This is a genomic window from Mycobacterium stomatepiae (genome assembly GCF_010731715.1).
GTDB lineage: Bacteria > Actinomycetota > Actinomycetes > Mycobacteriales > Mycobacteriaceae > Mycobacterium > Mycobacterium stomatepiae.
The window spans coordinates 4,209,045-4,234,995 of sequence record NZ_AP022587.1 but is presented as its reverse complement, the minus strand read 5'-3'; the positions used below and the strand labels follow the sequence as shown (position 1 = coordinate 4,234,995).

29 protein-coding genes and 1 tRNA gene are annotated in these 25,951 nt (G+C 65.9%); 10 read left to right on the top strand and 20 right to left on the bottom strand.

Going from position 1 to position 25,951, the window contains the following annotated elements; all coding sequences use genetic code 11:
• The 3 genes from G6N54_RS20005 to G6N54_RS19995 are packed head-to-tail and all read right to left on the bottom strand — an operon-like array spanning window position 1 to window position 3,040.
• The gene (locus G6N54_RS20005; RefSeq protein WP_163791586.1) at window positions 1-486 is read right to left on the bottom strand and encodes a VOC family protein; all 486 of its coding nucleotides are present in this window, start codon (window positions 484-486) and stop codon (window positions 1-3) included.
• Window positions 487-502: 16 nt separating this feature from the next.
• Complete coding sequence (locus tag G6N54_RS20000) at window positions 503-1,762, bottom strand: MBL fold metallo-hydrolase (RefSeq protein WP_163791585.1); 1,260 nt, start codon at window positions 1,760-1,762, stop codon at window positions 503-505.
• A gap of 9 nt (window positions 1,763-1,771) precedes the next feature.
• A complete protein-coding gene (locus G6N54_RS19995) occupies window positions 1,772-3,040 on the bottom strand; it encodes a sulfotransferase family protein (protein WP_163791584.1) in 1,269 nt (422 codons plus the stop codon).
• A gap of 51 nt (window positions 3,041-3,091) precedes the next feature.
• Here G6N54_RS19995 and G6N54_RS19990 point away from each other — a divergent pair, with 51 nt between their 5' ends.
• Window positions 3,092-3,991 (top strand): IclR family transcriptional regulator, encoded by a 900-nt coding sequence (locus G6N54_RS19990; RefSeq protein WP_163791583.1) that lies wholly within the window; start codon window positions 3,092-3,094, stop codon window positions 3,989-3,991.
• Here the strand turns inward: G6N54_RS19990 and G6N54_RS19985 are convergent.
• Together G6N54_RS19985 and G6N54_RS19980 are read right to left on the bottom strand one after the other, a co-directional pair.
• Window positions 3,981-4,367, bottom strand: a complete 387-nt coding sequence (locus tag G6N54_RS19985) for a DUF2237 family protein (RefSeq protein WP_163791582.1) — start codon at window positions 4,365-4,367, stop codon at window positions 3,981-3,983. The genes G6N54_RS19990 and G6N54_RS19985 overlap by 11 nt on opposite strands.
• 81 nt (window positions 4,368-4,448) lie before the next feature.
• Window positions 4,449-4,772, bottom strand: coding sequence for a PE domain-containing protein (locus G6N54_RS19980; protein ID WP_232073805.1), 324 nt, complete (start codon window positions 4,770-4,772; stop codon window positions 4,449-4,451).
• 174 nt (window positions 4,773-4,946) lie between these two features.
• Here G6N54_RS19980 and G6N54_RS19975 point away from each other — a divergent pair, with 174 nt between their 5' ends.
• Together G6N54_RS19975 and G6N54_RS19970 are read left to right on the top strand one after the other, a co-directional pair.
• A complete protein-coding gene (locus G6N54_RS19975) occupies window positions 4,947-5,459 on the top strand; it encodes a TM2 domain-containing protein (protein WP_163791580.1) in 513 nt (170 codons plus the stop codon).
• A 95-nt stretch (window positions 5,460-5,554) separates the two neighbouring features.
• Window positions 5,555-6,685 (top strand): cellulase family glycosylhydrolase, encoded by a 1,131-nt coding sequence (locus tag G6N54_RS19970; protein ID WP_163791579.1) that lies wholly within the window; start codon window positions 5,555-5,557, stop codon window positions 6,683-6,685.
• Between the two features lie 223 nt (window positions 6,686-6,908).
• On the opposite strand, the gene G6N54_RS19965 is transcribed toward G6N54_RS19970, so the two are convergent.
• From G6N54_RS19965 to G6N54_RS19930, 8 genes are all read right to left on the bottom strand, one after another.
• Window positions 6,909-7,736, bottom strand: a complete 828-nt coding sequence (locus G6N54_RS19965) for an SDR family NAD(P)-dependent oxidoreductase (RefSeq protein ID WP_163791578.1) — start codon at window positions 7,734-7,736, stop codon at window positions 6,909-6,911.
• Between the two features lie 69 nt (window positions 7,737-7,805).
• Entirely contained in the window at window positions 7,806-8,897 is a 1,092-nt protein-coding gene (locus tag G6N54_RS19960; protein ID WP_170313095.1) for a Rieske 2Fe-2S domain-containing protein, read from the bottom strand.
• 54 nt (window positions 8,898-8,951) lie between these two features.
• Window positions 8,952-10,055: a nitronate monooxygenase gene (locus G6N54_RS19955; RefSeq protein ID WP_163791576.1), complete on the bottom strand. Its 1,104-nt coding sequence runs from the start codon at window positions 10,053-10,055 to the stop codon at window positions 8,952-8,954.
• A 95-nt stretch (window positions 10,056-10,150) separates the two neighbouring features.
• Entirely contained in the window at window positions 10,151-10,792 is a 642-nt protein-coding gene (locus G6N54_RS19950; RefSeq protein WP_163791575.1) for a TetR/AcrR family transcriptional regulator, read from the bottom strand.
• Between the two features lie 427 nt (window positions 10,793-11,219).
• The gene (locus tag G6N54_RS19945) at window positions 11,220-12,293 is read right to left on the bottom strand and encodes a GGDEF domain-containing protein (RefSeq protein WP_163791574.1); all 1,074 of its coding nucleotides are present in this window, start codon (window positions 12,291-12,293) and stop codon (window positions 11,220-11,222) included.
• A gap of 213 nt (window positions 12,294-12,506) precedes the next feature.
• A tRNA-Ser gene (locus G6N54_RS19940) sits at window positions 12,507-12,596 on the bottom strand.
• Window positions 12,597-12,625: 29 nt separating this feature from the next.
• Window positions 12,626-13,084 (bottom strand): nucleoside deaminase, encoded by a 459-nt coding sequence (locus tag G6N54_RS19935; protein ID WP_163791573.1) that lies wholly within the window; start codon window positions 13,082-13,084, stop codon window positions 12,626-12,628.
• A gap of 74 nt (window positions 13,085-13,158) precedes the next feature.
• Entirely contained in the window at window positions 13,159-13,680 is a 522-nt protein-coding gene (locus G6N54_RS19930; RefSeq protein ID WP_163791572.1) for a tRNA adenosine deaminase-associated protein, read from the bottom strand.
• A gap of 143 nt (window positions 13,681-13,823) precedes the next feature.
• Between G6N54_RS19930 and G6N54_RS19925 the strand changes: the two genes are divergently transcribed.
• Window positions 13,824-14,768, top strand: coding sequence for a prephenate dehydrogenase (locus G6N54_RS19925; RefSeq protein ID WP_232072896.1), 945 nt, complete (start codon window positions 13,824-13,826; stop codon window positions 14,766-14,768).
• On the opposite strand, the gene G6N54_RS19920 is transcribed toward G6N54_RS19925, so the two are convergent.
• The 5 genes from G6N54_RS19920 to G6N54_RS19900 are packed head-to-tail and all read right to left on the bottom strand — an operon-like array spanning window position 14,731 to window position 18,823.
• Window positions 14,731-15,285 (bottom strand): putative glycolipid-binding domain-containing protein, encoded by a 555-nt coding sequence (locus tag G6N54_RS19920; protein WP_163794852.1) that lies wholly within the window; start codon window positions 15,283-15,285, stop codon window positions 14,731-14,733. The genes G6N54_RS19925 and G6N54_RS19920 overlap by 38 nt on opposite strands.
• Before the next feature lie 47 nt (window positions 15,286-15,332).
• Window positions 15,333-16,076, bottom strand: coding sequence for an ABC transporter permease (locus tag G6N54_RS19915; protein WP_163791570.1), 744 nt, complete (start codon window positions 16,074-16,076; stop codon window positions 15,333-15,335).
• On the bottom strand, window positions 16,073-16,759 hold the full coding sequence (locus tag G6N54_RS19910) for an ABC transporter permease (protein WP_163791569.1): 687 nt from the start codon (window positions 16,757-16,759) through the stop codon (window positions 16,073-16,075). Before G6N54_RS19910 ends, G6N54_RS19915 begins: the two co-directional genes overlap by 4 nt.
• A 2-nt stretch (window positions 16,760-16,761) precedes the next feature.
• Window positions 16,762-17,853: an ABC transporter ATP-binding protein gene (locus G6N54_RS19905; protein WP_163794851.1), complete on the bottom strand. Its 1,092-nt coding sequence runs from the start codon at window positions 17,851-17,853 to the stop codon at window positions 16,762-16,764.
• Window positions 17,854-17,875: 22 nt separating this feature from the next.
• Window positions 17,876-18,823: an ABC transporter substrate-binding protein gene (locus G6N54_RS19900; RefSeq protein WP_163791568.1), complete on the bottom strand. Its 948-nt coding sequence runs from the start codon at window positions 18,821-18,823 to the stop codon at window positions 17,876-17,878.
• A 102-nt stretch (window positions 18,824-18,925) separates the two neighbouring features.
• Between G6N54_RS19900 and G6N54_RS19895 the strand changes: the two genes are divergently transcribed.
• A complete protein-coding gene (locus G6N54_RS19895) occupies window positions 18,926-19,345 on the top strand; it encodes a LapA family protein (RefSeq protein ID WP_163791567.1) in 420 nt (139 codons plus the stop codon).
• Here the strand turns inward: G6N54_RS19895 and G6N54_RS19890 are convergent.
• Together G6N54_RS19890 and G6N54_RS19885 are read right to left on the bottom strand one after the other, a co-directional pair.
• A complete protein-coding gene (locus G6N54_RS19890; protein WP_163791566.1) occupies window positions 19,338-20,384 on the bottom strand; it encodes a phosphotransferase family protein in 1,047 nt (348 codons plus the stop codon). The two genes, G6N54_RS19895 and G6N54_RS19890, sit on opposite strands and share 8 nt — an antisense overlap.
• Before the next feature lie 9 nt (window positions 20,385-20,393).
• Window positions 20,394-21,002 (bottom strand): histidine phosphatase family protein, encoded by a 609-nt coding sequence (locus tag G6N54_RS19885; RefSeq protein ID WP_163791565.1) that lies wholly within the window; start codon window positions 21,000-21,002, stop codon window positions 20,394-20,396.
• Between the two features lie 241 nt (window positions 21,003-21,243).
• Between G6N54_RS19885 and G6N54_RS19880 the strand changes: the two genes are divergently transcribed.
• The 5 genes from G6N54_RS19880 to G6N54_RS19860 are packed head-to-tail and all read left to right on the top strand — an operon-like array spanning window position 21,244 to window position 25,950.
• Complete coding sequence (locus G6N54_RS19880) at window positions 21,244-22,290, top strand: phosphotransferase family protein (RefSeq protein ID WP_163791564.1); 1,047 nt, start codon at window positions 21,244-21,246, stop codon at window positions 22,288-22,290.
• 1 nt (window position 22,291) lies between these two features.
• Window positions 22,292-23,050, top strand: a complete 759-nt coding sequence (locus G6N54_RS19875) for an SDR family NAD(P)-dependent oxidoreductase (RefSeq protein ID WP_163791563.1) — start codon at window positions 22,292-22,294, stop codon at window positions 23,048-23,050.
• Between the two features lie 16 nt (window positions 23,051-23,066).
• Entirely contained in the window at window positions 23,067-24,374 is a 1,308-nt protein-coding gene (locus G6N54_RS19870; protein WP_163791562.1) for an acyl-CoA dehydrogenase family protein, read from the top strand.
• The gene (locus G6N54_RS19865; protein ID WP_163791561.1) at window positions 24,371-24,982 is read left to right on the top strand and encodes a TetR/AcrR family transcriptional regulator; all 612 of its coding nucleotides are present in this window, start codon (window positions 24,371-24,373) and stop codon (window positions 24,980-24,982) included. Before G6N54_RS19870 ends, G6N54_RS19865 begins: the two co-directional genes overlap by 4 nt.
• Window positions 24,982-25,950 (top strand): NADPH:quinone oxidoreductase family protein, encoded by a 969-nt coding sequence (locus G6N54_RS19860; protein ID WP_163791560.1) that lies wholly within the window; start codon window positions 24,982-24,984, stop codon window positions 25,948-25,950. Before G6N54_RS19865 ends, G6N54_RS19860 begins: the two co-directional genes overlap by 1 nt.
• Window position 25,951: the final 1 nt, after the last annotated feature.

The window sequence follows — 25,951 nt, the reverse complement described above, 5'->3', positions numbered from 1 at the left end:
TCAGGCTCCGTCGGGTCCCGGGGCGGCGATGGACTTCACGAACGCGGCGAAGTCGGGGAACAAGGCCCGATCGACGATCTCGACGCGCGTGCCGAACGCGTCGACGTAGTAGGCGAACATCCCAAACTCGGAGTCCGGTATTTCTCCGGTCATTTCGAAGGTGAAGCCGTTGGCCTCCAACGCGCGCGCGGTCTCGGCGAGGTTATCGGTGAAATAGCCGACGTGGTGCACGGAGTTACCGGGCGCCGCGGTCCACGGCGTGCCCGGAACCTCCTGGAGCAGTTCGAGATGTGGGCTTTGCACGGAGTAGACGATCGTCGAGGTCAGGTCGCGAACCCCGGCCATGGTCCGAAACGGCAACGTATAGCTGAGCGGGGTTATCCACCGGTAACCGGCCAACGCGGTGAGGCGGGCCATCGCGGCTTCGAGGTCGGGCACCACGATCCCGGTGTGGTAGAAGTCCTCGGGCTGCAACACAAATGTCATGGCGATGTCCATTCCGTCACGAGTTAGCCGCTATCTGCCGCGAGAGCCAGGCCCTTTCCCAGAAGTTGGTGGTGCCGTCGAGCAGACTTTCATGGGCTTCCCGGAGCACTTCGCGCGCCCCCGGATGATCGGGTTGCGCGATGGTGACCAGCTCGGCCAGGTGGATGGCGTGCAAGGGATGGTTCTGGGCGAGGTGTGCCCTGGCTCGGCCGACGAGCGCATCGGCGCCGGCCAGTTCGACCACGTCAATGCCGACGGCGTCGAACCCGACGGGATACAGCTCGGTGGTCGACCGGTGGTGGAACCAGCCCGAGTAGTTCTCCCACACCGCCCGCACATCCCAGGAAACCTTTCCATAGCCTTGCCCCACTTCGTATTCCGCGGGCAGGACGATCTCGCGCATCAGGGTCTGCACATCTTTTCCGGCGTTCATCCCGGCCACGGTCTGGTCGTGGATGTACTCGACGGCGTCGCGCAGCCGGGTCAGTTCGTGGTGGATGCGCTCACTGCCCGCGATCGGTTCGAAGTGGCCGGTCACCAGCAGCTCGGGCGCCAGCTCGCGCACCCGTTCGATCGACGCGATCGCGGTCAGGGCATCACGGTAGCGGTCGCCGCGCATCGTAACAAGGTTGGGAATGTGTCCGAAGATCGGACCAAAGGTATTCCCGCACAGACAGATTCGTTCGTTGGGCAACCAGATCACCAACGAGTCGGTGGTCTCCCCGCCGGGGACGGCGATCAGCTCCAGGCGCCGGCCGCCGACCTCGAGGGTAAGCGTCTCTTCGAAGGCCACGTCGACGGTGGGGACGCTCTGGGCGGGCATCCGCTTCGTGCCGAGGCGGCGTTGGATGGCTTGGATCCCGGCGGCCAGAGTGTCGGAGATGGCGAACGCGCTGCGATTGGCGCGGTACCGGATGAGGCGTTCGTTGTCGTCTCGCCACTGCGTCCAGTTCGCTTGGGCGACAACGGTTGTTTCGGCGTCGCGAACGCTGTCCAAGCCGCCGACGTGGTCGACGTGGCCCTGGGTGAAGATGATATAGCGTACCGGCGCGGAGTCGACTGCATCGAAGTTGGCCCGATGTACCGGCCCCTCGAAACCCATGCCGGTGTTGACGATCACCCGTCCGTCGTTGGTGGTTAGCAGGTACGCGTTCGACAGGCCCGGCGAGCACCACAGGCCCGGGGCGATCTGCTCGGCGCGTTCGGCAGCCGCCGGCCGCAGGCCGTCGGCGCCCGGCCTGCTGCGGTACACCGGCTCAAAGCCGTGGGCACTCATCGATGCTCCTCATTCCGGTCGGACGTCGAACCGGTCGAAGTAGAAGTCGAACCGCCCGCGCAGTTCATCGGCCGTGACCCCGAAGTGCCGTTGCAAGTCGTAGCGGATGCGCCCGTGCTTACCGCGCGGATTGCCGTCCAGGTAGCGCTGGAATCGCTTGCGCACCTTGGGTGTCAATTCGACGCCACCGCGCCGGTAGAGCTCGTCGAGCAATGGCAGTTCGTTGCCGTTGAGCTGGTGGAAGTTCAGGTCGAGGCTATGCTCGGGTGGTACCAGGTCGCGGTCGCGGACACAGGCGCTGAGCAGTCGGTGCACGCGATCGGTCCAGTAGTCGAGAAGCCAACCCGGCTCGATGCTCGTGCGGCGCAGCCGATCGGAGTAGGCCATCATCGTGATCGCCGACTGCACCACCGCGACGGGGTCGCGGTGCGTGAAAGCGACCGTCGCGTCGGGAAAGGTCGCCATCAGCGGGCCGAGCTGCTCGCAGTGCTGAGGACTCTTGAGGATCCAGGTCCGCGGTCCGCGCAGAAAGGTCAGCGCCTGCAACACCTTCTTCAGGTACGCGTAGTGCCGTGTTTGATCGAGCGCGAGGTAACAGTCGCGCCAATCCGGAACGCGGGCATGCCATTCCAGGACGTAGCCGGCCAGGTCGAGATCGAGGAGCTCGACCTCCTCCTCGATCGCCTCAGGGAACCGGTCGTGCATGGCGGCCACCACGGGAGCGCTGACCATCAGGGCGTCGTGTTCGGACTTGGCGCGCGCATACCGCGGGTCGATCCCGAAGATGTCGGGGCCCTCGCCGCGTGCGGGGATCGGCTCCTGGCTCTCCCAATACGGCAACGCGCGCCGGCGCGGGTCCGCGGCAATGAGATTCACCCGATGGGTGGTGCCGGAGCGCGGCATCCCGACGACGATGAACGGCTGCTCGATCGGGATCGACTCGATCTCGGGATAACGCTTGACGAGGTCGGTGAGCGACAACCGGTTTCGCAGCAGACGAACGACTCGCTGCCGCAGGGTCGAGCGAGTGAGCTGACGCAAGCCGTCGTCGGCTTCGATCGCGGCGACGTGCGCGGTCAGCCGGTCACCGAAACCGTCGGTGTCGTCCAGGTCGTCGGCGCCCGCTTGCTCGACGGCCTCCGCGAGCATTCCGTCGACGTCGAGAACGATCTGTTTGGCCTCGGTGAATTCCAGGATCTGCCGCTGCACATCGGTCAGCTGCGGCGAGGTCAGGTCGTCGAAATCGATGTCAGCGATGTCGGGGCCCGCAGAGCCCATGCGACCGCCCTCCTCGACCATGTGTCGAATATTCGACGTATCATTCGACATATGATACGGACGGTAGACGCGGGACCGACGCATCGTCAACCCACTTCCCCACCGACCGAGCGCGTGGTCGCGGTCATGCGGCTGCTCGGGTCCCAGCCCGCCCGAGCGTTTTCACTTGCGGAGATCACCCGCGAGCTGGGCATCAGCCGCGCCACCGGGCACGCCATCCTGACGACGCTGACCGCCCATCACTGGGTGGTGCGTGACGTCGCGACAGCCGCCTACTCCTGGGGGCCGGGCATTGCGTCGTTGACGCGGCCGGCGGACGACCGGGTCTTTCATGGAATCGTGCGGCAGCTCGCCGAATCGACGGCGGCACAAGCATTTCTGGCGCACCGCGAGGGCAATGCCATCGTCGTGGTCGACAGTGCCGGCGAATCCGCTTCCGGGATGCGCATCGACCGCGGATTGCGCATGCCCCTGGTCGCGCCATTCGGCCGCGACTACATTGCCTGGAGTCCGGCCAGCGCGCAGCGCGCCTGGCTGGCGGGCATCGGCAAGCCGTCGACCCCGCTATATCGGCGAATCACCGCGGTGCTCAGCGAGATTCGGGACCGCGGATACACCGTCGAACGGCTCGGCCGTGAATACCGTCAGGTGTATACCGCACTGCGCGCGCTGCGCGGAGACGGGGAGCCCGACGCGATAACCGCTCGCCTGGCCCGGGCGTTCGCCGACCTCACGGTGATCGACGTGCTGGACTCCGAACTCGACGAAAGCGATACGCACAGCGTCGCCACCATTTCCGCCCCGATCTTCGACGATGACGGCGTGGTCGCGATGTCCATCAGCGCCGCGCCCTTCGCCGAACTCACCGCGGCCGACGTGACACGCCTCAGCGAGAAAGTGTGTGCCGCGGCGCGGCGGATCGAACCGCGGCTCGCGAGCCCTACAAGTTAGCCAGGTCGTCGGGAACGTCGACCTGGTGTTCCATCAGCGCCTCGAGGGGCACGACCTCCAGCGTGCGTTCATGGGTGCTGGCCAGCACCACCGGCGCGGCACAGCCGTCGCGATGCGCCCGAAGCCAATTCAGGGCGGTGACACACCAACGATCGCCGGGCAGCAGACCCGGAAACCGGTACTCGGGCACCGGCGTCAGCAAGTCGTTGCCGATGGACCGCTGATGTTCGAGGAACTCGGCGGTCATCACCGCACAGATGGTGTGTCGGCCGGCGTCCTCGGGTCCGCTCGAGCAACAGCCGTCGCGGTAGTAACCGGTGAGTGGCTCGGTGCCGCACGGCTGCAGCGGGCCGCCGAGCACGTTGCGATCGGACATCTCGTAAGTATCACGCCGCCGACGTGAAAGTTAGAAGAGGCGTCACCGACTCGCCCCGCCGAATTTGCCGTCCCGCCGCGGTTATCCGGCTATCCGGTAGCCGACCGCAGGGCGGAGCTCGTTCAGGCGGCGGGCCGCGGCCCCGTCGGTCTCGGCGTAGATTCGGGCGATCTCGACCAGCGCGTTGCCCGTCCGCGCCAGTTCCGTGTGCGCCGCGGTGAGGAAGGCCAGCATTTGGGTGGCCTCCGCCACGAACGCCGCTGCCGCCAGCGCCGAGACCTCTTCGGCACCGGCGGGAGCGAGCGCGGCCACCGCCGGCTCCGCCGCTGCGCCGGTCTGAAGTGCCTGCATCGCGCTGCCGACGATCTGGCTACCGATGACGGCCACCGCCGGGTCGAAGGACATGGACCGCACCGGCACACTCCCCGGATCAGCAAAACAATGTCGGATGCGATAGTAGCAATAGGCAATTATTTGTGTCTACATGAATATGGCTATGTCGGCTGGTTGCTCGCCAGATGTCCGCGCTAGGTGCATAACGAATGGACGCACCGGCCCCGGCAGGGTTAACTCGTAGCAATGTCGATACCCAACCCACCCGGATTCCCCGTCGGCCCGCCGCCCGAGGGCTGGCAGCCGCCCGGTTACGTGCCGCCCCAAGGCCCGCCGATGCCATCGCCCTCGGGATATCCGGGATACCCACAGCAACCCGGCTATCTGCCGCCACAGCCGGGCTACCCGTCGCCCGGCTATCCGCAGCCGTATCCCGGCTATTCCCGGTATCCGGGGGTCGATCCCCAAGCGCCGTTCGGTCGCGATCCGGCGACGGGTGTTCCACTGTCGGACAAGTCCGGTACCACCGCGGGGCTGTTGCAGCTCTTCTTTGGTCTTTTCGGCATCGGCCGCTTCTACATCGACTCGACCCAGATTGCGGTCGCACAGCTGATACTCGGCCTCGTGGGACTCGTCCTCAGCCTGTTCTGCTTTATCGCATTGCCGGTTCTGATCGGCAGCGCCGTGTGGGCGATTGTCGATGCGATCATGATGTTCACCGGCAGCGTGAAAGACAACTACGGCCGTAAGCTGCGCTAGCACCAGATCACGATCAGGTCACAATTCCTAACCTCAAATCATTGCGATCGGCGCGTCGAACCTCCTGCGGGACAAGGGAAATCTAGTGTCACTACGTGAACCGCCGAACGGCCCTGAAGTTGCCAGTCATGCTGGCAGCGGGCGCGGCGCTGGCCCACATTCCGCGTGCTTCTGCCGAGGCAGGCCGGTGGTCGGCGGACCGCGCCAAGACCTGGTACCAAGCGCAGGGCTGGCTTGTCGGCGCGAACTACATCCCGTCCACCGCCATCAATCAGCTGGAGATGTTTCAGCCGGGAACGTTTGACCCGCAACGCATCGACGGCGAACTGGGTGTGGCCCGCACGCTCGGGTTCAACACCATGCGCGTCTTCCTCCACGATCAGTTGTGGGCCAGCGACCGCCAGGGCTTCCAAAGCCGTCTGAGCCAATTCGTCGGAATCGCGTCGCGCCACGGCATCAAGCCGCTCTTCGTGCTGTTCGACTCGTGCTGGGACCCTTTCCCCAAGGTCGGCCCGCAGCACGCGCCGGTACCGGGCGTGCACAACTCCGGCTGGGTGCAGGGTCCGGGTGCTGAGCGCCTCGGCGACCCCCGTTACGTCCCGGTCATGCAGGACTACGTCACCGGTGTGTTGAGTCAGTTCCGCAACGACGACCGGGTTTTGGGTTGGGACCTGTGGAACGAACCCGACAATCCCGCGAAGGAATACCGCAAGGTCGAGCGCGCGGACAAGCTGCAGCGGGTGGCCGACCTGCTGCCGCAGGTGTTCCGGTGGGCGCGTTCGGTTGATCCCGCCCAGCCATTGACGAGCGGTGTGTGGCAAGGGTCGTGGGGAGATCCGGGTAGCCGTAGCGCGATCAGTGCCATCCAGCTCGACAACGCCGACGTGATCACCTTCCACAACTACGGGAAACCGGCCGAGTTCGAGTCGAAGATCAACGAATTGGCTCCAATGGGGCGTCCCATCCTGTGCACCGAGTATATGGCCCGGTCCCAAGGCAGCACCATCGAAACGATCCTGCCAATTGCCAAGCGGCACAACGTCGGTGCATTCAACTGGGGATTGGTAGCCGGGAAAACCCAGACCTACTTCCCTTGGGACTCATGGAATCACCCGTATCCGGCACCGCCGAAGCTGTGGTTCCACGACCTGCTGCTGCCCGATGGACGGCCCTATCGGCCTACCGAATTACAGGCGGCTCGGGGGCTGATCGCCGGAGTGGGCTAGGCCCGGTCAATCGGGAGTCGGTCAATATCGTTGGCAGATCAAACATTTAGCATTTCGTTCGTCAGCAGGGCCACCACATTGTCTGCTGAAGGAATCTCTCCTATTTGCCTAGCGATCTTACGGGCGGCGGTCCGATCCGGATGACTTCCGCGATCACGGACGGATTGTCCGCACCGCATCGGTTGACCTCACGTTTCCGGACCAGGCGGGTTCGGCTAGCCGATCAGGACGGCTGCTTGACACTGCGGAGATAGCCGCGACGCGCACTCGCGTCGGCGTGCAAGATAATTTGGTCGAGTCCGAAGGCGCGCTTCACCCGGTCGGCTATCCACGGTGGTGTCCCCGCAATGGCTTTGGCAATCGCGCCTAACTCCCGAGGAACGTACAGCTCTTCTTTTCCCGTGCGAAGCGCACCGACGATCGCGTCGGCAACCACATCGGGGCTTACCAAGCGCATTCCCCGCCGCATCTCGAGTCCCGTGCACATGTCGGTGTCGGTGAATCCGGGCAACGCAATCGTTGTGCGGACACCGGTGCCACGCGTTTCGGCGCGGATCGAACGGGTGAACCCGACCACCGCATGCTTACTGGCGGCATAGGTTGCCTCGCCCGCCAGGGCGATTTCTCCGCCGGCCGAAGCCATGTTCACGATGTGACCCTGCCGGCGGGGCAGGAAACGCCGCAGGGCCAGCCGGGTTCCGATCATCACTCCGTTCAGGTTGATATCGAGTGATCGCTGGGTGTCGGCGGGGTCTTCGTCGACGAACTTGCCGGTATGCAGTATTCCCGCATTGTTGATGAGTGCGTCGAGCGGACCGATGTGTTCCTCGGCGCGGGTTAAGAAGGCGTCGAACTGGTCGCTGTCGCGCACATCGAGTGCGAACCCGACTGCGCGATCGCCCAATTGCCTTGCTAACTGGTCACTTTGAGCACCATTGCGGGCGCCGATCGCCACCGTCATCCCAGCCCGCACACATGCCTCGGCTATGGCGAGACCTATGCCGCGAGTACCTCCCGTGATTGCAACCCGCAAGACAGTCTTCGATGTCATCCCACCCAGCATGTGGCGAATACCGGGATTCGGCCAGGAGAAATTTCCTCCCACTGTGGGAGGAGAGCGTTATTTCTGGGTAGTCGACGCGAGGTTCTCGGCGACCTCGCGCTGCCAAAACTTGTTGGCGTGGTTGGTGTCCACCTCGGCTTCGAACCGGTCGGTCATCTCCGCGGTGACGTCGGCGGCGTCGACATAGAACTGCTCGTACCAGCGCCGGTGTTGATACACCGCGCCGTCCTCCTCGGTGAGCAACGGGTTCTCGATGCGCGTCTTGTGCTTCCAGATCTCGACGTCGTCGAGAAAGCCCTCGCCGAAAGATCGGCTCATGGCAGCGGCGAGCTTGGCCGCGTTGGCCGCCGGCATGCCGGGGAGTTCCTGAACGGCCACGCCCCATTGCAGCACGAACGAGTCGTGAGTGACCGGATAGTGGCAGTTGATCAGCGCCACCTCGATCGTGAAGTCCGGCGCCACGTCGTTGTGCAGCCAGTTGATCATGTAGGCGGGGCCGAAATACGTCGCCTCGGACCGCAGCTTCGTCCCCTCCCAAAGCTTCTCGTAGTTCGCCGTCGTATCGGGGCGGGCCTTTGACTCCATGAGCTGAGTCGCCGTGTGGCCTTCGATGATGTTCTTGAAAAAGGTCGGGTACGCGTGGTGGATGTAGAAGAAGTGGGCCATGTCCACGTTGTTGTCGACGATCTCGCGGCAGTGCGACCCCTCGATGAGGATCGAGTTCCACGACCACGGCGACCATTGCCCTTCGGCGTACCCGTCGATTGTCGGCGGGAAGATCTCGGGGGCGGGCGTCGAACCCTCGGGGTCGTGCCAGACGAGCAGTTGGCCGTTGACCTCCCCGGTCGGCCAACGCCGGGTGCGGGCCAGTTTGGGCGTGCGCTTGGCATAGGGCACCAGCGAGCAGCGCCCGGTCGAGCCCTGCCAGCGCCAGTCGTGAAACGGGCATGCCACCGAATCGCCCTTGATCGTACCTTGTGAAAGGTCGCCGCCCATGTGCCGGCAGTACGCATCGAGGACGTGCACTGCGCCGTCGGAGTCGGCGAAGACCACCAGGCGAGTATCGAATGCGTTAATGGCGTGCGGCTTTCCGTCGCGGAAGTCGTCTGCTAGGCCGATGCAGTGCCAGCCGCGGGCGAACCGCGTCATGGGTACGCCGGTGTCGATGTCCCGAACGTCGTCGTTGACCACAGCGATTCCTCCTCAGCTGTCTTCTGCCAGACGCCGCACGGTGCTCAGCCATTCCTCGACGATGTCGAGAACCACCTCTCGCGAGCGTCGCACCCTGTTGATCGACCCGACGATCTGCCCCGCCGGAGAGCCCGACAACGCGCTCGACCGCGCCCGCATGAACCGCGCGGATGCATCCGCATACACGATGCCCTGCAACGGCATTGGCAGTGGCTCGGGATTATCGGGTCCTTCCCAGGCCTCGGTCCATTCGGTGCGGATCTGCCGGGCAGGTTTGCCGGTCATCGCGCGCGAACGCACCGTGTCGGAGTACCCGGCCTTCAGCAGGTTCTCGACCACCCACGGTTCCGTCGATGCCTCGGCAACGGTCAGCCACAGCGATCCCGTCCAAGCGCCTTGTGCGCCAAGGGCCATCGCGGCGGCCATCTGCCGGCCGTTGCCGATGCCCCCGGCAGCCAGTACCGGGATGTTGGGTCCGACCTCATCCACGACCGCGGGCACCAGCACCATCGTGGCGATCTCGCCGGTATGTCCCCCGGCCTCGCCGCCCTGGGCGATGATCACGTCTACTCCCGCGTCGACATTGCGCCGGGCGTGCCGCGGCGAACCGCTCAATGCGCCTACCAGGACTCCCTTTTCGTGCGCGGCCTCGATAGCGTATGCCGGTGGCGGGCCGAGCGCATTGACGATCATCGACACCGGGTGGCGAAGCGCGACCTCGACCTGGCCCGGGCCTTCCGCCTCGACCCCGAGGCCCGCGGCTATCACCCGTCGCTCGCCGTCCTCCGGTAGCGGCGGCACACCGTGATTAGCCAGCACCTTCTCCAGGTGTTCGGTGTGACTGGCTGGAATGAGCTTGCGCAACGCTTCGAGGCTGTAGGGCTCGCCCTTACCGACGAACTTCTCCGGCATCGCGAAGTCCACGCCGTACGGTCGGCCAGCGACATGCTCGTCGATCCAGGACAACTCGACTTCGAGGCGCTCGGCGTCGTAGGCCAGCGCCCCCAGCACGCCGTATCCCCCGGCCTTACTGACCTCCGCGACGACGTCGCGGCAATGGGAAAAAGCGAAAAGTGGGAATTCGATGCCGAGGCGCTCACACAGGGAATTCGCCATACTCAGTTACCTTTCCGAGTCACAATGGATTCCATCGAGCGCCCCCTTCGGGCAGTCCTCCTCCGCAGCGCATTACTTTACACAATGTAAGGAAATTAGTTCTTGCCGCTGATGCCGTGGATGACCAACGACCTCAGGTGTGCGATCAGCTCGGCCTCGCCCAGCGCCTTGTTCACCGAAGTGTGCAGCGTGACAGCACCGCGCATGGTGTCCATCAGCGCACTGCCGTCAACGTCGGACCGGACCAGGCCCTCGTCCTTTCCGCGTTCGATCAGCCGGACCCACAGCGCCCGGATCGGGGCCATGTAGCGCGCTTCGACCTGTTCGACCAAGTCGGGCCGGCTGTAGAGCACCGTTGCGACTCCCGGCATGCCGGCCAGGTAGGCGGGATCCGATTGGACGCGGACCATCCCGGTGATCAGGCTGGTCAGCGCGTCGGCGAAGGGGAGCTCGTCGATCGCGGGATATTCGCTGGGGACGGAAAAGATGGCGTCCTCAACCAGCGCGAACTTGCTGCCCCAGTGTTCGTAGACGAAGGGGCGCGACACCTCGGCTTGACGCGCGACGCCGGCCAGGGTGATGTCGTCGTAGCCGTTGGCGATCAACAGTTCTCGGGTGGCGGCGATGACCGCCGCCCGGCGCTGCAGGTCGCGCGGGCGTCCACGGTTGCCGTCGGACTCGTCGGCTCGGATGGCCGGCGCATCCCGCCGCTCTCGCGCTGCGCCGCTCGGCGTCATCGTCGAACCATACCCAGCCGGTCAAAAGGCAGACGCATGAAACCGGGCGCCATACATCGTCATTTTCGGTTCTCCTCCCAGCACACAAGGCTTTTCGGGTCATTCCAAGCAGGTGGAAATCCGTCCACCGCTCACACCCGATCGATAACACTCGCTCAGCCTGCGACTAGCAGTGAAGCGCACAAATGAAGAATGCAAGCTGCCTTCGACTCTTGGCGTCGACAATTCCGTGCGACGCCGGTGATGCTGGTGAGAGTCGCGGCCGCCGCGTCGCTCGCGCTTGCCAACGCTGACCTATCCGAGCCGGCCGCTGCCTAATTCCGCGCCGGCGTGTTCGCCGCCGACGACCCCGCGGATCCGGGCTGGACTGCCTCACCGGGTTGGGATTTTCAGCCTGCCTCGGAGAACTAGGTGGGAAGCCCTCGGCTCAGACGGCGACCTCGCGGTGGCGAGTCTGGTTGCCTCCGCACCGTTTAGCTTCATACATCGCTTCGTCGGCGTCGGCGACCAATCGGCGAAACGCGGGGTGGGCATGTTCGGAGGCGATGCTGCGCAACGCCAGGGTGGCGATTCCGACGCTCGCGGTGACCGGCGCGCTGGTCGCGGCTATCGCATCGCAGAGGTGTCGACCCCACCCGGACTTCTGTTCGGCGGTCACGATGTCGGCGACCAAGAATTCCTCGCCGCCGACGCGACCGACTACAGCGGTGTCGCCGCCGGCAACGTTCAAAGCACTGGCAACCGCGACCAGCGCTTGATCGCCGGCGGCATGTCCGTGGGTGTCGTTGAGCTTTTTGAAGCGGTCCAGATCGAGGATGGCCACCACCAAGAACATCTGGGGGGAGCCGACGAGCATCCGACCCACGATGGCCCGATCGCACGCGCGGCGATTCAGCAGGCCGGTCAGCGGGTCGCAGTTGGCGCGCAACAGGTCCAGCCCGAGCGCGCGCACGACGATCTGAATAGCTAACGGGACGACCAGGTTGAGTTCCAGGACCAGGAAATAGCCGGTGAAGGCCAGGATCACTTGCCCGGTCGCGGCCAGCCGCACCGCTTCCCAGGCGCCCAGTGCGCCAGCTATCGAAAAGTTCAGCGTCATGTATTTGGCGGTGTGGAAGAACGCCAGGTAGCCGCCGGTCACCGAGAGCGCCGAGCATGCCATCAGGCCGACGAGCGGCTGGGGCTGAAACAAGCAACCGACGCCGATAAGTGCGCCGCCGGCCAGGATGAAGAAAAGGGACTGACGCCGGGTCGGCCAGCCGCGCAACCAGCGAACCGCGCAGCCCAGTCCGACCGCGGCAGCCACGACGGAATACAGCAGCGCCAGCGGCCGATACCCCAATTCGGGACCGAACCACACGTTGGCCGGCACCAGAATCAGCGACGCGGCCACCCCGGCCAGCAGCCTGCGGGTGTTAGCCCCCAGTCCGTGGGCTTGCAAATATCCTGTCAACCAGTCGAAATGGTCGGCCTGTCCCCACCAGGTCGCCAGCCACTTCATTCCTGCACTCCTCCACGGCCTCACTTGGCCCCCGGACCACGCCGCAGCGCGCAGCTAAGTGAGTTGGATCACAGTAAAGGATCGCCAGTTCCGAATACGTCGAATCGACGAGAAAGTCGGGGCCAATGGGTGTCATCGACGCGGCATGTGGCCGCAGCAGCCGGCGAAGCTCCCCGGCAAGGGCAACTGCCTGCGATTTCTCGCCGGCAATTGTGGCGGTGGCGGAGGGATTTGAACCCTCGGACGGTTTTAGCCGTCACACGCTTTCGAGGCGTGCTCCTTAGGCCGCTCGGACACGCCACCGCCGAGCAGCTTACCCAACCGGCACCCGCTCACCCCAATCGCTGGCGAGCGAAGAACTCCTCCAGCGGCGCGGCGCACTCGCCTGCGAGCACACCGCCGCGTACCTCGGGGCGGTGATTGAGCCGACGGTCGCGGACGACATCCCACAGCGATCCGACCGCACCGGTTTTGGGTTCCCACGCGCCGAACACCAGCCGCGCGACCCGCGCCAGGACCAGGGCGCCCGCGCACATCGTGCAGGGCTCGACGGTGACCGCCAGCGTGGCTCCCTCCAGCCGCCACCCGTCGCCGAGCACCGTTGCCGCCGCGCGGATCGCCAAAACTTCGGCATGCGCGGTCGGATCGCCCAGTGCCTCACGGGCATTCACCGCGCGGGCGAGTTCGGTTCCATCGGCGGCGACAATCACCGCACCGATCGGCACGTCGCGGGGGCCCGCCGTCGCGGCGACCGCCAGCGCAGACCGGATCAGATCTTCGTCAGCTTTCACCGACCCAGTCTGACGGCGGCGACCCGCTGCGCCCGGCTCCGCCGCGCTTGCGATCGCCACGGCCGCGCTTGCGTTCACCGACCCAAGCGGTCGATCACCGCCGACAGCTGGTCGGCAAAGCCCATCTCGCGGGCGATGCGGCCCAATTGCTCGTCGGCGTAGAGGTCGGACTCATCGAGGATGACGCCCAGCACCGCCTCGGGCAGCCCGATATCGGACAACAAACCCAGGTCGCCTTCCTCGAACGGCTCCGAGTCCTCGAGGTCCTCCGGATCGATGTCGGCATCCAGGCTGTCCAGAACTTCGGCGGCGATGTCGTAGTCCAATGCCGCCGTCGCATCCGACAGCAGCAGCCGGGTTCCCGACGGTGCGGGGCGCACGATGACGAAGAACTCGTCGTCGATGTCGAGCAGCCCAAAGACCGCTCCCGCACTTCGTAGTTCACGCAGCTCTGTTTCGGCGGCGGCCAGACTCGTCAGCGAATTGGGGGCCATCACGGAACACCGCCACTGGCCCTCTTCGCGCACGACGGCGACGCCGAAACCGTCCGGTGTATCCACGGACGGGCCTTGCGTTGCGGCCCGCTCTCGTCCCATGGGCGCCTACGCTAGTCGCTGACCAGGCGGCTTGACCAGAAGGCGCAAACTACCGGCGGGACCTCGGCCCGCCGTTGTCGATCCAACTGTGCCAACCTTGGTCTGTGTCTTGGACGACGGCTGGCACTAGAAGCAGGACCCCGGTGTGTGTCCTCGGGTTGGGACTTATCGGCGGTTCGGTGATGCGGGCGGCCGCGGCCGCCGGCCGGGAAGTGTTCGGCTACAACCGCTCCGTGGAGGGTGCGCGCGGAGCACTCGCCGACGGCTTTGCCGCGACGACCGAGCTCGCCGACACGTTGGCCCGCGCCGCCGACACCGGCGCGCTGATCGTGCTGGCCGTGCCGATGCCCGCCCTCCCGGCGATGCTCGCCCACGTCAGCGAGCTGGCCCCGAAATGCCCCCTCACCGACGTCACCAGCGTCAAAACGGCAGTGCTCGACGAGGTCGTCGCGGCCGGTCTGCAGGACCGCTTCGTCGGTGGTCACCCGATGACGGGCACCGAGAGCTCGGGTTGGGCCGCGGGCCATGCCGGATTGTTCACCGCGGCACCGTGGGTGGTCAGCGTCGACGACCACGTGGACCCGGTGGTGTGGTGGATGGTGATGACGCTGGCGCTGGATTGCGGCGCGGTGGTGGTGCCGGCCAAATCCGACGAGCACGACGCCGCGGCGGCGGCCATCTCGCATCTGCCGCACCTGCTCGCCGAGGCGCTGGCGGTGACGGCCGCGGAGGTGCCGTTGGCCTTCGCGCTGGCCGCGGGGTCGTTCCGGGACGGCACCCGGGTGGCGGGCAGCGCCCCGGACCTGGTGCGCGCGATGTGCGAGGGCAACACCGCCCATCTGCTGACGGCGGTGGACCGTGTCATGGATCTGCTCAGCCACGCTCGCGACTCGCTGGACTGGGACAACTCGGTGGCCGATCTCGTCGAGGCGGGCCACGCCGCGCGAACGCGTTACGACCGCTTCCCGCGCTCCGACATCTTCACGGTCACGATCGGCGCGGACAATTGGCGCGAAGAGCTGGCCGCCGCCGGCCGGGCGGGCGGCGTGATCAGATCCGCTCTGCCAATCCGGGATAGTCCTCGATAAACCCGTCGGCGTCGACGGTCACGGTGGTGTCTGCGACCGGTGACCGCAGCTTGATCCCGTCGGGGCCGCCCTGCCCGGTGTAGCTCACCGTGGCCGGGGTGACGGTCATGTCGGGCACGTTGACGTAGACCACCGGCAACGTGATCGCTTCGGCTCGCTCGTGCAGCCCCAGCCGGCGGATGGGCAGCGCGTTGAAGAACGGGCTGAACACAACGTCGACATCGAGTGCCCCGTTGTATCCCTCGCGCCGCTCACCCTGGTGGTCGGTGATCATCCACATGTTTTCCTCGTCGCGCGCGATCGCGAGTTGGCGCTCCCGTTCGGCGAGGGTGATCGTCAGCCCGAACCTTTTTGTGGCGCCGCTCTCGTCGGTCTGCAGTTCGTAGAAGGCACCGAATGCCGGGTTCGTCGCGGTAGCCGCGGCCACGATGCGACCGGTGGCCCTAATTCGCTTGCCGGACACCTGTACTCGCACCGATTCCATGCGCGAGATGTCGGGGGCGCGCCAGGTCAGCATCGCGGGCCAGACGCCCGCGTTCGGATCAGGGGGGCTGTTCACACTCCCTACCGTAGGACCTGGCCCCCGGCCGCGGCAGGCTGGTCGGCAACTGGGGTCACCGTCACATCCTCGCGTCGATGAGGCCTGCGTAACCGTCCGGTGCCCGGCACCGACGCCCAGACCGCCATCGCCAGCAGGCCGTCGAGGATCAGCGCCAGTCCGGCCACCATCAGCGCGCCGACCAGCGCGAGCTGGAATTCGCGCTCCTTGATCCCGTCGATCAGGTAGCGACCCAGCCCTCCGAGGCTCGCGTAGGCCGCCACGGTCGCGGTGGCCACGACCTGCAGCGTCGCGCTGCGCAGCCCGCCGAGAATCAACGGCATCGCGTTGGGCATCTCGACGCGCAGCAGCACCTGGGCCTCGGTCATGCCCATCGCCCGGGCGGCGTCGACCACCACCGGGTCGACGTTGGCGACGCCCGCGTAGGCACCGGCCAGCAGCGACGGCACACCGAGCAGCATCAGGGCGACCAGCGGCGGCTCCAGGCCCAGGCCGAATAGCAGCACGCCCAGCAGCAACACCCCGAGGGTCGGCAGCGAGCGCAGCCCGTTGACCGCGCCCACAACCAGCAGCGTGCCGCGGCCGGTGTGGCCGATGACCATGCCGATCGGGACCGCGATCAGCGCCGAGGCGCCCACCGCGATCGCGGTGTATTCCACGTGCTCCAAGATGCGCGCGGCGAGCCCGACCGGACCGGTCCAGTTGTCCACGGTCAGCAGATAGGACACCGCCTGGCCGATGAAGTTCATCGCGCACCACCCACGACGGGAGCGAGCACGGATCGCCGGCGCGGGGCGGCGCCCGCGTGCGACCACGGCGTGGCGAGCCGGCCGGCCAGCACGATCAGCATGTCGATGCCGACCGCCAACACGAACAGCGCGATGATGCCGGCCAGGATCTGATCGCTCTTGTCGGTCGCATACCCCTCGGTGAACCAGGTACCCAGGCCGCCGATCCCGATCACCGACCCCACCGAGACCATCGCGATATTGGTCACCACGACCACTCGCAGCCCCGCGATCATGACTGGAATCGACAGTGGTAGTTCAACTTTCAGGATGCGTTTGACGTTCGAGTAGCCGACGGCGGTAGCGGCGTCACGCACCTGAGCGGGCACCGCGTCCAGCGCTTCCAGCACCGCGCGAACCATCAGTGCGGTGGTGTAGGCGGTCAGCGCGACCAGCACGTTGGCCGCGTCGAGGATCCGCGTTCCGATGATCACCGGCAGGGCCACGAACAACGCCAGCGACGGGACGGTGAACACGACACTGGCGGTCGCCGTCGTCAGCCGCCGCGCGATCGGTGCGCGCTGCACCAGCACCCCCAACGGCACCGCGATCAGCAGACCGGTCAGCACGGGTATCAACGACATCCGCAGGTGGATCACGGTTAGCGTCCAGGCTTCGCTCAAGTGGGTGAGCAGATAGTGCATGGTCAGCTCCGCCGCTGGGATTCGACCGCGGCCAACACGTCGGCCGCCAGCACCCCGCCGATGACCTTGCCGTCGTCGTCGACGGCAATCCCCACGGTCGACGGCGACGACAGCGCCGCGTCCAGCGCGTGGCTGAGGTTGCCGCCGGGGCGGAACAACGCTCCGACGGCGCTCATGCTGTCGCTCAACGACGCCCCACCGCCATGCCGTCGCAGACCGGCGGCATCGATCCAGCCCAGCGAGAGTCCGTCGTCGTCGACCACCACCGCCCACCCGGCCAGCGCACGATCGGTGAGGCCGTCGGCGTGGAGGGTGTCGACGGGGTGCAGTGGCAGACCGTTCGCATCGATTAGCTGCAGCCACCGGTAGCCGCGGCCGAGGCCGATGAATTTCGACACGAAATCGTTGGCGGGCCGCGAAAGTAGTTGGGTGGGTTCGTCGTATTGCTGCAGCGCGCCGCCGCGCCCGAAGACCGCGACCTGGTCGGCAAGTTTGAGCGCCTCGTCGATGTCGTGCGTGACGAACACAATGGTTTTGTGCAATTCGCTTTGCAGGCGCAGTATTTCGTTCTGCAGCTCGAGACGCACCACGGGGTCGACGGCCGAGAATGGTTCGTCCATCAACAGGATTGGCGGATCGGCGGCCAAGGCGCGTGCCACGCCGACGCGTTGTTGTTCACCGCCGGAAAGCTGCGCCGGGTAACGGTTGGCGAATTTGGCGTCCAGCCCTACGCGTTCGAGCACCTCGTATGCCGCCTTGCGGGCTTCCCGGCGGGATTGTCCCCGCAACACCGGCACCGTCGCGACGTTGTCGATGACGCGTTGGTGCGGCATCAGCCCGGCATGCTGGATCACGTATCCCATTCCCAGCCTCAGCTTCACCGGGTCCACGGTCGCAACGTCTTTCCCGTCGACGGTGATGGTGCCCGACGTCGGCTCGATCATCCGGTTGATCATCCGCAGCGCGGTGGTCTTGCCACTTCCGGAGGAACCGACGAAGACCGTCAGCTTGCCGCTCGAGACCGCCAGGCTCAGCCGATGAACAGCGGTCGTCCCGTCGGCGAATGTCTTGCAGACATCGTCGAAGACGATCACCGCGCTACCCCCAAGCCGACCGTCATTGTGTAATCGGGTGGTTGAAGCCATTGTCCCGCACCCAGTTTCGGGCCGCTTGGTCGGGATCGATGCCGGAGTTTCCCGCTACCGCCGCATTGAGTCCAGCCAGGCCGGTGGTGGTCAGCTTCGCCGAGACCGCATCCAGGACATTCTTGAGGCGGTCGGACTTCTTCTGCGAATTCACCAACGGCACGATGTTGCCGGCCACGAAATTGTGCTCGGGATCGTCGAGCACCACCAGATGGTCTTGCGGAATCGCCGGGGACGTCGTGAAGATGTTGGCCGCGTTGACTTTTCCCTGCACCAGCGCGCGAACCGCCACCGCGCCGCCACCATCGTTGATTGCGATGAAGTTGCCGGGACTGATGTTGAGTGAGTATTTCTGCCGTAGCCCGGGCAGGCCCGACGGTCGGTTTACGAAGTCCGAGGGTGCGCCGAATCGCACGTCCGGCGAGTGGGCGGCCAGGTCGGCGATAGTTTTGAGGTTCCACGCGGCGGCGGTTCCACCGGTGACGGTGACCGTGTCGGTATCGGAGGCCGGAGACGGCGTCAGAACCGATAGGTCACCCGGCAACTTCTGATAAAGCTCCAATTCCACGGCGTTGAGCATGGTCGCGGTCGAGTCGGCGGCGAAGTACCGCAACAGATTGCCGACATATTCGGGCACCAAATCGATGGAATGGTCTTTAAGTGCCGGGATGTACGTCTCGCGGCTGCCGATGCCCATGCGCCTTCCCACGTCGAAACCGTTGGCCTGCAACGTTTGTGCATAGATCTCGGCAAGGATCTGAGATTCCGGGAAGTCAGCCGACCCGACAACGATAGATTTCATGCTGCGGATCTCTGGCGCCAACGGGTCGGAATTGCTACAGGCGACAACCAAGCAACTGACCACGAAGCACGCTGCCGCGGGGATGATCACGCGGGGCAGGCGCCGCAGCATCCTCATATCGCTGACAGTAACGGCAGGACCGGCCCGGCGCTGCGGCCATGGTGCAACGGTTTGCCTGGTTTGGTTTCATTCTGGGCGGGAGCGGACAAAGATGGAGACATGAGCAGCACCAATCCCGGCTCGCCGGGTAATCCGCCGCCGAAGCCTCCTCCGGCGCCCCACGCCAAGCCCGCTCCAACGGCTCCCCCAGCGCCGCCTGCCGGCCCGAAACCGCCCCATGCCGGCGCGCACCCCAAGGAACCGGCCATCGGCTTCACCCGCGCAGGCGCGCTGTGGTCGGCGCTGATCGCGGGCTTTCTGATCCTGATCCTGTTGCTGATCTTCATCGCCCAGAACACGACGCCGACGCCGTTTCAGTTCTTGGGCTTTCATTGGAGCCTGCCGCTGGGCGTTGCGATCCTGCTGGCGGCAGTGGTCGGCGGTCTGCTTACCGTGGCCGTAGGTACCGCGCGGATTCTGCAGCTGCGGCGCGCAGCCAAGAAACAGCACGCCGCTGCGGCGCGCCAGACACCTAGCTAGGAAGCTTGGCCAGCTCCGCCAGGCCGCGCGATATCAACGGCGCGACGACCTCGGGCATGTGCTCGGTGTCCTTGCCACTCGCCTGATCCGACATGCGCCGGCGGAAGTCGATGCCGGCGGCGATGATGGCGAGCTTGAAGTACGCCAACGCCATGTAAAACTCCCAATGCGCCAACGGCAGGCCGGAGACAAGCGAGTACCGGTCGGCGAGCTCGTCGGCCGTCGGCAGCAGCGGCGAGGTCCAGGCGGCCTGCGCGTTGACGATCAGATCCAACGCCGGGTCGCGGTACACACACATCAGGGCCGCGTCGGACAGCGGGTCCCCGAGCGTCGAGAGCTCCCAATCCACCACGGCACGCACCCGCGTCGGGTCGTCGGCGTCCAGGATGGTGTTGTCGATTCGGTAGTCGCCGTGCACGATCGAGGTGCGGCTCTGGGGCGGAATCGCTTGCTGCAGACCGGAATGCAGCCGTTCGACGTCGGCGTCGCGATGGTCGTCAGGCAGCCGCACCAGTTCCCATTGCGAGCCCCAGCGGCGCACTTGGCGTTCCAGGTAACCGCTGGGCTTGCCGAAATCGGCCAGCCCCACGGCATTCGGGTCGACGTTGTGTAGGTCGACAAGCACCCGGACCAGGGCGTCGACGCATTTGTCGATCACGGTGTGGTTGAAGGCTTCCAATTGAGCGCGGCGGCGCACCACTTGGCCGGCGACGAACTCGACGATCTGGAACGGCCCGCCCAGCACCGATTCGTCCTCACACAGCGCGATCGCGCGCGCCACCGGAACGGGTGTGTCCCGTAACGCCGCCACCACCTTGTACTCGCGGGCCATATCGTGCGCCGACGGGGTCAGCCCATGCAGTGGCGGGCGCCGCACCAGCCAATTCGTTTTGTCGTCGTAGACCCGGAACGTCAGATTGGAGCGGCCGCCGGAGATGAAGTCGCCGCGCAGTTCGCCGTCGCGCTCGATGCCGAGCGAGCGCAGGTACCGGTCCAGGGCGGGCAGGTCCAGCCCGTCGAGTCGATCAGCCGAAGTCACCGCACTTGTTTACCATCGCTGATTGCGCGGCAACAGGTCCCATACGTGTTCGACGCCGTTGACTCCCGCCACGGTCGCCTGGCCGGTCCGCGAATACAGCAGACGGGTCACGGATGCGTAGTCAACGGGAAACGACAACAACCGGGCTGTGCCGAGGATTTCGTGCAGCAGCAGGTTGATCACACCGCCGTGGCTGAACACCGCGATGGTGTCGTCGGGATCGGCCGACGCGACGAGATCGTCGATCGCCGCACGGATCCGGGCCCGGAACGCGTCTTCGTCGACCGCGCTGGGCAGGTGGCCCTGCGCCATTCGCTCCCACTCCTTCGGGTTCTCCTGACGGATCTGCTCGACGGGGATATAGACGGGAAGGTCGCGATCGTATTCGGCCCAGCGATCGTCAACCTCGACGGACAGCTCTCGGGCCGCCGCGACCGGTTCGGCGGTCTGGATGGCACGCCGCTGCGGGCTGCTGATGATCCGGGAGATCGGGAACCTGGCCAGCGCCTCGGGCAGGCGCGCGATCTGAGCCACCCCTTCTTCCGACAGGTCCGGGTCGGAACCCTGGCCGTGCTCGCTGCGCAACGGCAACGCATGCCGGACCAGAAGCACTTGCATGGTTCTCCCTGTCGTCGGGTGGTGAGTAGCCGGTTCGCAGTTTCTCATCGCCCGCTGCCGCCGCGCGCACCGAGGCTTTCACTCTGGGCGCCCCCTTTCGCCGAACGTGCACTCATGGCGGATTTTCGGCGGTGGATTCCCGGCCACAGGAGCACGTTCGGCGCTGAGGTCGGCAAACGGACGCACTAGCGGGCCGCGGGGAGAATGCTATTCTCCCGACTGAGAGTGGGGTGTGCGGACAATGACGACTGCTGGTGATACCCAACTGGACCCGGGTGTGCTGGGCCGGTGGCTCGACGTTAACGACGCTCCCGGAAGCGGCGAAGAGCCGCTCCTGGAGCAGCTCAAGGGCGGTTCGCAAAACACGCTGTATCTGATCCAGCGCGGCAACGAGCGCATGGTACTGCGAATGCCCGGCGCCCGCGCGGACGCCGCCCGCATCGACGGCCTGCGGCGCGAGATCCGGCTGGTGCGCGCGCTGTCCGGAACCGATGTGCCGCACGCCGAGCTGATCGCCGCGGACGGTAGCGGCACCGTGCTCGGCATGCCGTTCTACGTGATGCGGGCGATCGACGGATGGAGTCCGATGGACGGCGGCTGGCAGCCACCGTTCGACACCGATCTCGCTGCGCGGCGCGGGCTGGCATTCGAACTCGTCGAGGGCTCCGCCAAGCTGGGCCGGGTCGACTGGCGCGGCCAGGGACTCGAGGGCTTCGGCCGCCCGGACGGATTTCACGATCGACAGGTTGACCGATGGCTGGCCTTCCTCGACGCCTACCAGGTGCGCGAGCTGCCCGGCCTGAACGAGGCCGCCGATTGGCTGCGCCGCAACCACCCCTTGGAATACCAGCCGGGCATCATGCACGGCGACTATCAGTTCGCGAACGTGATGTTCGCCCACGGTGGTCAGGCTCAACTCGCCGCGATCGTGGACTGGGAGATGACGACGGTCGGCGATCCGCTGCTGGACCTCGCCTGGTCGCTGCTGGGCTACGACGGCGAAAACCCCAAGGGCGACGGGTTTTATCTCGACATGAGCGGCATGCCGACACGCAGCGAATTGCTGCGGCACTACGAGAAAGTCAGCGGGCTGTCCACCGAGAACATCGACTACTACCTGGTACTGGCCAACTGGAAACTTGCCATCGTGCTGGAAAAGACCTACGCCGCCGGCGTCCGCACCGGAAAGGTCGACCCCAAGATCACCGACGGATTCGGCCCGATGATCCTGCAGCTGATGGCAACAGCGGCCGAGATGGCGCGCAACCTGCCGACGAGATGCCGCTGAAATGGGTTACGCCGACCGGCTTTTCGACCTCACTGGCCGAGTGGTGCTGATTACCGGCGGCAGCCGCGGATTAGGCCGGGAGATGGCGTTCGCGGCCGCGCACTGCGGAGCCGACGTGGTGATCGCCAGCCGCAACCTCGACAACTGCGAGGCCACGGCCAAGGAGATCGAGGCCGTGACCGGACGCTGCGCCTTGCCCTATGGGGTGCACGTCGGGCGCTGGGACCAACTCGACGGCCTGGTCGACGCCACCTACCAGCGATTCGGCAAGGTCGACACCTTGATCAACAACGCCGGCATGTCGCCGCTGTACGACAAGCTGAGCAACGTAACCGAGAAGCTGTTCGATGCGGTAATGAATCTGAATCTCAAAGGGCCGTTTCGGCTATCGGCGTTGGTCGGTGAGCGGATGGTGGCAGCCGGCAGCGGGTCGATCATCAACGTGAGCTCCACCGGCTCGCTGCGCCCGAACGGCGCCATCATTCCCTACGCGGCCGCCAAGGCCGGCCTCAACGCGATGACCGAAGGGCTGGCGCAGGCCTTCGGGCCGACGGTGCGGGTCAACACCCTGATGGCGGGACCCTACCTGACCGACGTCAGCAAGGCGTGGGATCTCAGCGGGGACAACAACTTCAGCCACCTGCACCTGAAACGCGCCGGCGATCCACGCGAAGTTGTCGGCGCCGCATTGTTCTTGGCGTCCGACGCGTCGAGTTTCACGACCGGTTCGATTCTGCGGACCGACGGCGGAATTCCTTAAAGGCAGGAGTATTCGGATGTCATGGGACTTCTCTACCGAGCCCGAGTTCGAGAAGAAGCTCGCCTGGGTTCGCGAGTTCGTACGCCAAGAGGTGGAGCCACTCGAGGTGCTGTTTCCGGGCTGCGAGTTCCTGCCGCTCAATGACGAGCGCCGGCGCATTGTCGATCCGCTCAAGCAGCAGGTCCGCGACAATGGCTTGTGGGCACCGCATTTGGGGCCCGAACTCGGCGGCCAGGGTTTCGGCGCAGTCAAGCTGACATTGATCAACGAGATTCTGGGCCGCAGCCCGTGGGCGCCGATCGTCTTCGGAACCCAAGCGCCCGACACCGGCAATGCGGAGATCATCGCGCGCTTCGGAACCCAAGACCAGAAGGATCGCTATCTGTCCGGATTGCTGTCCGGAGAGATCTTCTTCTGCTTCTCGATGACCGAGCCGCAAGGCGGCGCCGATCCGCGCGTGTTCACCACCCGCGCCGTCCGCGACGGTGACGACTGGGTGATCACCGGGCGAAAGTACTTCTCTTCCAACGCCGCTGTGGCCTCGTTCTTCATCGTCGTCGCGATCACCGATCCGGACGTGCCCGTTCATCGCGGCGCCTCGACGTTCCTGATCCCGGCCGACACCGAAGGGCTGAACCTGGAAGCCAACCATCACCTGGTGGGAGCGGACCCGCACGAGCCGGGACATTCCCTGGTGCACTACGACGGGGTGCGGGTGGGAGCGGATGCCCTGCTCGGCGAAGCCGGCCAGGGCTTCTTGATACTGCAGACCCGGTTGGCCGGCGGGCGGCTGCATCACGCGATGCGATCGATCGGGATGGCGCAGCGTGCCGTCGACATGATGGCACGACGCGCGAAAAGCCGTTTCACCCAGGGCAGCCCGCTGGCCGACAAGCAGCTGGTCCAGGAGTTCGTCGCCGACTCTTACACCGAGCTGATCCCGTTTCGGCTGACCGTGCTGCACGCCGCCTGGCTGATCGACAACGGTGACGAGCAAGGCGCACGCGCCGAGATCGGCGCGTGCAAAATCCTGGCCTCGCAGGTCCTGAAATCGATTGCGCTGCGGGCGATCCAGGTGCACGGTGCGCTCGGACTCACCGACCAGCTACCACTGGTCAACGTGCTGCTGGGCGGCATCGCGCTCGGCCTTGCCGACGGTCCGACCGAAGCGCACAAGGTCAACCTGGCTCGGATGCTGCTCAAGGGTTACGAGGCCGAAGAAGGCGCATGGCCGAGCGAGATGCTCGATGTCCGCCGCGACGCCGCCCGGGAGAAGTACGGCGCCCTGGTCGGTAGCGTTCCGGCGCATCCACATTCGCCATGACCAACAGGGTCACCGCGGTCGTCGAGCGCGCCCTCGACGACCGGCAGCGGGGGGCGACCGCGGAGGTCGAACGCATCCTGGCCGCCGCGGTGCGGGTGATGGAACGGGTCGCGCCCGAGGAACCTCGCGTCAGCGACATCGTCACGGAAGCGGGCTCGTCGAACAAGGCGTTCTACCGGTATTTCGCCGGCAAGGACGATCTCATCCTGGCGGTGATGGAGCGTGGCGTCGGGATCGTCGTGTCCTATCTCGAACACCAGATGGCCAAGGAGGCCAAGCCGCGGGACAAGATCGCCCGCTGGATCGAGGGCACGCTGGCGCAGGTCGCCGAACCCGACCTGATCAAGAAGAGCCGCGCTGCGGCCGGTCAGATGGCGGCGGCGACGAACTGGCGTACGGTCGATTACGAAATGATGTACCCGCTACGCGATCTGCTCATCGAACCGGTTGCGGCACTGGGCAGTACCGATGTCGAGCGTGACGTCGAAGCGGTGTTCTGCTGCACGGCGGCGACAATGCGTCGATACATGGGCTCGGGCGTTCGGCCCGACCCGGAGGACATCGCACATGTGGTTCGTTTCTGTCTCAACGGTTTGGGAGTCAATTGATGCGCGCTGTTGTCTGTCGCGAGTACGGTCCGCCGGAGAGTCTGGTGCTCGACGACGTGCCGGATCCCGTACCGGCGCCCGGCCAGATGCTGGTCCGGGTGCACGCCGCGGCGGTCAATTTCCCGGACGTGCTGTTCATCGCCGGCAAGTATCAGGTCAAAATCCCACCGCCGTTCATACCAGGCAATGAGATTGCCGGGGAAGTGATTTCCGTCGGTGAGCGCGCACCGTTTCGCCCGGGCCAGCGGGTCGCCGGAACCACCTTTGGCGCGTTCGCCGAGCAGGCACTGCTGGACACGACGCAGGCGTCGCTCGTACCAGACGACGCCGACTTCGCGTCGGCTGCGGCCTTCGGCGTGACCTATCGAACCGCGTATCACGCGCTTCGCACGACCGCCGCGGTGACACAAGGCGATTGGGTCGTGGTGCTAGGCGCGGCGGGCGGGGTGGGCCTAGCCGCCGTGGATCTCGCGGTCGCGATGGGGGCACGCGTGCTGGCCGCGGCGTCGAGCCCGGAGAAACTCGAGCTGTGCCGGCAGCGCGGCGCCGAGGCCGTCGTGGACTACGACCGCGAGGACCTCAAACTGCGGATCCGCGAACTCACCGGCGATGCGGCCCGTGTGGTCCTGGATCCGGTCGGAGGCTCGTATTCGGAGCCCGCGCTGCGCGGTTTGGCACGCGGCGGAACCTTTGTCACCCTGGGCTACGCGGCAGGCAGTATCCCTGCGATTCCGCTCAATCTCGTGATGCTCAAAGACATCTGCGTGCGGGGCATGGAGATCCGCACCTTTATGGCCGACTACCCCGATGAGTTCGTCCGCGACATCGACGAACTGGCAAAGATGTTCGCGGCGGGCACGGTCCGCCCCCACATCGGCGCGCGGTTCCCACTGGCCGAGGCGCCGGCCGCATTGCGGTATGTGGCCGATCGCAAGGTTCTCGGCAAGGTGGTCATCGACGTCGCATGAC

Bases quoted from the DNA above. Each gene is read 5' to 3' on its own strand.
- G6N54_RS20005 (WP_163791586.1), bottom strand. From the start codon at position 486: ATGACATTTGTGTTGCAGCCCGAGGACTTCTACCACACCGGGATCGTG.
- G6N54_RS19960 (WP_170313095.1), bottom strand. From the start codon at position 8,897: ATGACGCGGTTCGCCCGCGGCTGGCACTGCATCGGCCTAGCAGACGAC.
- G6N54_RS19990 (WP_163791583.1), top strand. From the start codon at position 3,092: ATGATACGGACGGTAGACGCGGGACCGACGCATCGTCAACCCACTTCC.
- G6N54_RS19920 (WP_163794852.1), bottom strand. From the start codon at position 15,285: ATGCTGACCTGGCGCGCCCCCGACATCTCGCGCATGGAATCGGTGCGA.
- G6N54_RS19975 (WP_163791580.1), top strand. From the start codon at position 4,947: ATGTCGATACCCAACCCACCCGGATTCCCCGTCGGCCCGCCGCCCGAG.
- G6N54_RS19910 (WP_163791569.1), bottom strand. From the start codon at position 16,759: ATGCACTATCTGCTCACCCACTTGAGCGAAGCCTGGACGCTAACCGTG.
- G6N54_RS19980 (WP_232073805.1), bottom strand. From the start codon at position 4,772: ATGTCCTTCGACCCGGCGGTGGCCGTCATCGGTAGCCAGATCGTCGGC.
- G6N54_RS19865 (WP_163791561.1), top strand. From the start codon at position 24,371: ATGACCAACAGGGTCACCGCGGTCGTCGAGCGCGCCCTCGACGACCGG.
- G6N54_RS19995 (WP_163791584.1), bottom strand. From the start codon at position 3,040: ATGGGCTCTGCGGGCCCCGACATCGCTGACATCGATTTCGACGACCTG.
- G6N54_RS19915 (WP_163791570.1), bottom strand. From the start codon at position 16,076: ATGAACTTCATCGGCCAGGCGGTGTCCTATCTGCTGACCGTGGACAAC.
- G6N54_RS19895 (WP_163791567.1), top strand. From the start codon at position 18,926: ATGAGCAGCACCAATCCCGGCTCGCCGGGTAATCCGCCGCCGAAGCCT.
- G6N54_RS19870 (WP_163791562.1), top strand. From the start codon at position 23,067: ATGTCATGGGACTTCTCTACCGAGCCCGAGTTCGAGAAGAAGCTCGCC.
- G6N54_RS19950 (WP_163791575.1), bottom strand. From the start codon at position 10,792: ATGACGCCGAGCGGCGCAGCGCGAGAGCGGCGGGATGCGCCGGCCATC.
- G6N54_RS19880 (WP_163791564.1), top strand. From the start codon at position 21,244: ATGACGACTGCTGGTGATACCCAACTGGACCCGGGTGTGCTGGGCCGG.
- G6N54_RS19885 (WP_163791565.1), bottom strand. From the start codon at position 21,002: ATGCAAGTGCTTCTGGTCCGGCATGCGTTGCCGTTGCGCAGCGAGCAC.
- G6N54_RS19860 (WP_163791560.1), top strand. From the start codon at position 24,982: ATGCGCGCTGTTGTCTGTCGCGAGTACGGTCCGCCGGAGAGTCTGGTG.
- G6N54_RS19900 (WP_163791568.1), bottom strand. From the start codon at position 18,823: ATGAGGATGCTGCGGCGCCTGCCCCGCGTGATCATCCCCGCGGCAGCG.
- G6N54_RS19985 (WP_163791582.1), bottom strand. From the start codon at position 4,367: ATGTCCGATCGCAACGTGCTCGGCGGCCCGCTGCAGCCGTGCGGCACC.
- G6N54_RS20000 (WP_163791585.1), bottom strand. From the start codon at position 1,762: ATGAGTGCCCACGGCTTTGAGCCGGTGTACCGCAGCAGGCCGGGCGCC.
- G6N54_RS19875 (WP_163791563.1), top strand. From the start codon at position 22,292: ATGGGTTACGCCGACCGGCTTTTCGACCTCACTGGCCGAGTGGTGCTG.
- G6N54_RS19955 (WP_163791576.1), bottom strand. From the start codon at position 10,055: ATGGCGAATTCCCTGTGTGAGCGCCTCGGCATCGAATTCCCACTTTTC.
- G6N54_RS19945 (WP_163791574.1), bottom strand. From the start codon at position 12,293: ATGAAGTGGCTGGCGACCTGGTGGGGACAGGCCGACCATTTCGACTGG.
- G6N54_RS19965 (WP_163791578.1), bottom strand. From the start codon at position 7,736: ATGACATCGAAGACTGTCTTGCGGGTTGCAATCACGGGAGGTACTCGC.
- G6N54_RS19930 (WP_163791572.1), bottom strand. From the start codon at position 13,680: ATGGGACGAGAGCGGGCCGCAACGCAAGGCCCGTCCGTGGATACACCG.